Annotated in this window: 2 protein-coding genes; one reads left to right on the plus strand and one right to left on the minus strand. The window is 34.4% G+C overall.

The genetic code is table 11. The features are described 5' to 3' along the window. Nucleotides 1-1,333 (minus strand): ATP-binding protein (locus GZ63_RS0114305; RefSeq protein ID WP_029270731.1); only part of this gene is annotated, 1,333 nt, incomplete at its 3' end. A 390-nt stretch (nucleotides 1,334-1,723) separates the two neighbouring features. Between GZ63_RS0114305 and GZ63_RS0114310 the strand changes: the two genes are divergently transcribed. Continuing rightward, the coding region (locus GZ63_RS0114310) for a peptidoglycan-binding domain-containing protein (RefSeq protein ID WP_029270733.1) at nucleotides 1,724-3,048 on the plus strand (1,325 nt) is incomplete at its 3' end.

Here is a 3,048-nt window from a genome sequence, read left to right on the forward strand (position 1 = left end):
TTAACCGTTGGAATTTTTCTAAATTATTTTTCTTACTTGATATAGTAATAACCAAGTTATTATCATCAATTATTTTTAAAAAACCATTAATTGAAAAAGTAGCAGCTTCTTTTTTCATTTTTTCAAAATACCGCTTACTAAAATTTTCCCCAGATACACTATATTTTTTTGCTATATATTTTCCAGTCGGGATTGGTGGCAATGTCACTTCTTGTGCAGTCCCATTACGAAAGTTTTCTATAATAGGCTTAAAATCATAATAATAATGAGTGTTTTTAAGTTCTTCATACCTTGTTTCTGGGAAATAAGAATCTATAATTATTCTTGGGATATCAATTGCATTTCCTTCAATCGGAAAAATATGATTACTGATTTGTGGTAAAGAATTTACTTCATTTACGATTCCTTCATTTTTCTCAAGATCGATTAACATATCAACGCCACCAATACTAAGGCCTGGTATAGCATTCACAGCTTCAACAGCTATGTTTTTTATTTTGGGAGAGAGGTTATCTGTGACATTGATTGCGTCTCTTTGTCCAAAAAATTCACCATTTCTGCGTAGATATATTCTTTCTCCTTCCGCAGGAACAAATTCAGGAGTTATATCTTTTCCAGCAAGAAATGCCTTCATTTTTTTGTCCATTTTAATTTTTGAAGTTGCTAAAAAGGGACTTGCGTTTCTTTCCTTATTTTTAATTCTTAATAACTCCTTTAGAGTATGCTTTCCATCTCCTATAACACTCTGCGCTCTTCTGTGAAATGCACCAATAACTTTTCCATTAAAAACATTCACTCTAAAATCTTCACCTACAAAAAATCTTTCTATAATTAAAGAACTTTTAGGCTTTAATTCCTTTAAACGAATAATGTTATCTTTCATTTCCTCCGTTGTTTTGATATTTGTTACTACTCCAACTCCACCCCCACCGCCTCCAGTGCTGGGTTTTAATACTAAAGGATATCCAAGCTTCTCAGCATAGTCCAGTAATTCCTCAATAGGTGTTTCACTTGGGAAGTCTTTTCCCTCTGGTACAGATACATTTGCTGCTTTTAAATTCCTAATAGTTTGTCCTTTATCAGCACAAATTCTATTTGCTTCCCTCGTAGTTAAATCTCCTCTAGAGCCATAAAATAGATGCTCTTTTTCTCCATTACTAATTGAATAAGAAAGTCCAGTCATTATACTTTTTCTTCTTTTCATATTAAATTTTACTTTTAAACCTCTTCTCCATGCCTCCAGGGAAATAACATACATACACGTTGGAAATCCGTGAGCAGTATCTGGTATATGTTTATATTTATACAACCAAGTGTTTTTATAATTTTTCAATTAAACTCCCCCACTTCAATTATTTGACTAATAAATTCCATAATTAAACCAAAGAATTCTTATAACTTCTGACTTATAGTCATGTTAGTGATGGGTTTGACCCATCCTATTTTAAATTAATTATATAAATTTAATCAAGGTGTGTCCATAAAAACTACAATTCCACAACCAAATGGAGGTATTTTTGTCTTTGAAATCTAATTACTTAAATTTACTTTAAAAGTCTTTTGATTGATGTAGTGATTGACAATTCTTTTTTTGTGGGGATAATTAGAACGTCGATGTTTTCCAAACAAAAAGATTAATTTTAACAAAAACTATTTAAATTAAGTCTTTAGTAACCGATAATAGGATGGATTAGACAAAATACAAGGAGATGATAATAAAGAGATGGTAAAAAGATCTTTTATTCTATTATTAGTATTATTTTCTTTCTTCTACTTACATATGTCCGTAATAGCAGCGGAAAGTAATCAAGAGCTAACAAATGAGAAGAAAACGGAATTAGAAAAGGAAGAAGCAGAGATCGCTGAAGAGAAAGATGATAATTCACACGGAGAGGTAAAATCAGAAGAGCCACAAATAGAGGTTGTTTCAGACAAAGGTGCTGACTTATTTAAATCTTATCAAGTTGATGATCACGGGGATCATATAGTTCAGCTAAAAAAAGATTTAACAAATTTAGACTACGGACACTTCTCGGAAGATCCATCTCCAACTTATGATAACGAGACAGAGCTTGCTGTTACACAATTTCAAGCAGATCATGGGTTGACTGAGACAGGCACCGCTGATGAAGAAACATTGGTGAAAATAGAAGAGATGCTATCTGTTCTTCGACAAGAAGCCGACACAGAGGAATCCGAAGAAAGTGAAGAAAAAGAGGAATCTGATTCGGAAGCCGGTGAAGTACCTGAAGAAAACATTGATTCCCCAGATGAAATTGAAATAGATGATGAGGAAGTTTCTGAAGAAAGTCCTGAAAATCTAGGAGAATCTGAGGATGGATCTGAAACATCGGAAGAGAGTGAGTCCCCTGAGGATGAACCGGAAGCATCAGAAGAGGATAAATTATCCGAAAGTGAATCTGAAGTGTCGGAAGAAGAAGGAGACACTCAAACGGCTGAGGAATTAGACAAAGAAGAGCTGTCTAACACCTCAGAAGAAGGCGAATTGGATCAAGAGGAAAACTCTGAAGCTTCTGAGGAGCCAATATTGGATGGGGAAGAGGAATTAGATAAGAATGAGGAGCCCGTATTGGATGAAGATGTGGATTCAGAAACGGACGAGGGTTCCAATAAGTCGGAAGATCAGGAAACAGATGAAAAGGAACAACTAAATTCATCACAAGATAAGAAATCAGACGAAGAAGAGAATCCTGAAGCATCTGAAGCGGATCAGGAAAATTCATTGAAAAGTTCTGAGGAATCCGTAAAGAAAGACAGAATACAGTTTTTTGCACGTAGTAGTCCCAAATCTTCTGTTTTAAAAAAGGGAGTAAGGGATTCAAGGGTTATTGATCTAAAGAAAGACTTAGATAAAATTGGTTATGGCGGTATTAGGAAAACGAATTATTATGGATCATTTACGGAAAAACGAATCAAGCAGTTCCAGAAGTATTACGGTTTAACAGTAACTGGAGCAGCGAACAAAGCCACGTTATCTAAGATCGAGAGCCTTTTGCCAAATCCATTGAGCAAAGGGAAGCGTCATAA

Source organism: Virgibacillus alimentarius, from assembly GCF_000709085.1.
Lineage (GTDB): Bacteria > Bacillota > Bacilli > Bacillales > Amphibacillaceae > Virgibacillus_B > Virgibacillus_B alimentarius.